At 71.7% G+C, this 534-nt stretch carries 1 protein-coding gene; it reads left to right on the top strand.

Annotated elements, in window-relative coordinates:
- Positions 1-110: 110 nt before the first annotated feature.
- Positions 111-275 (top strand): hypothetical protein, encoded by a 165-nt coding sequence (locus IF64_RS27405; RefSeq protein ID WP_157575549.1) that lies wholly within the window; start codon positions 111-113, stop codon positions 273-275.
- Positions 276-534 lie beyond the last annotated feature (259 nt).

Raw genomic sequence — 534 nt, 5'->3', positions numbered from 1 at the left:
GAATGGGCCGGGTGTGAATGGGCCGGGGTTTGGTCCGGTGGGGGCGCCGCGGCCGGGGTTCGGCCCGGGCGGGTCCGGCGGTTCCGGTGGCGGGTCCGGCGGTGGGTCGGGTGTTGGTGGTGGTCGGTTCTCCGTGCCCGGTGCCGGTAGTGGTGGTCTTGGCGGGGGTGGTTATTCCTCGGGCGCCGGTGGTGGTGCCGCGGGTGGCCCTGGCGCTGGGGCCGGTGGCGCTGGCGCTGGTGGTGCGGCTGGTGGTGCTGGTGCGGGGAAGATGACCGGTGCTGGTGGTGGTTTCGGTCCGACGGGTTCGGGTGGTGCTGGTGGTGCCGCGGCGGCCGGTGGTGGTGCTGGTGGGGCTCGTGGTGGTGGTATGCCGATGGGTGCGATGGGTGGTGGTGCCGGTCGTGGTCAGGGTGGTGATGATGAGGAGCATCAGCGTCAGTACGTGGTCTCGACCGATGAGGCGTTCGCGTTGACCGAGGACGGCGAAGTGCTGCGCGACCCGACCACCGGCAACGTCGTGACACCCCCGAC

The sequence above is a fragment of the Prauserella rugosa genome (assembly GCF_000719975.1).
Lineage (GTDB): Bacteria > Actinomycetota > Actinomycetes > Mycobacteriales > Pseudonocardiaceae > Prauserella > Prauserella rugosa.
This window is presented reverse-complemented; position numbering and strand designations above follow the sequence as displayed.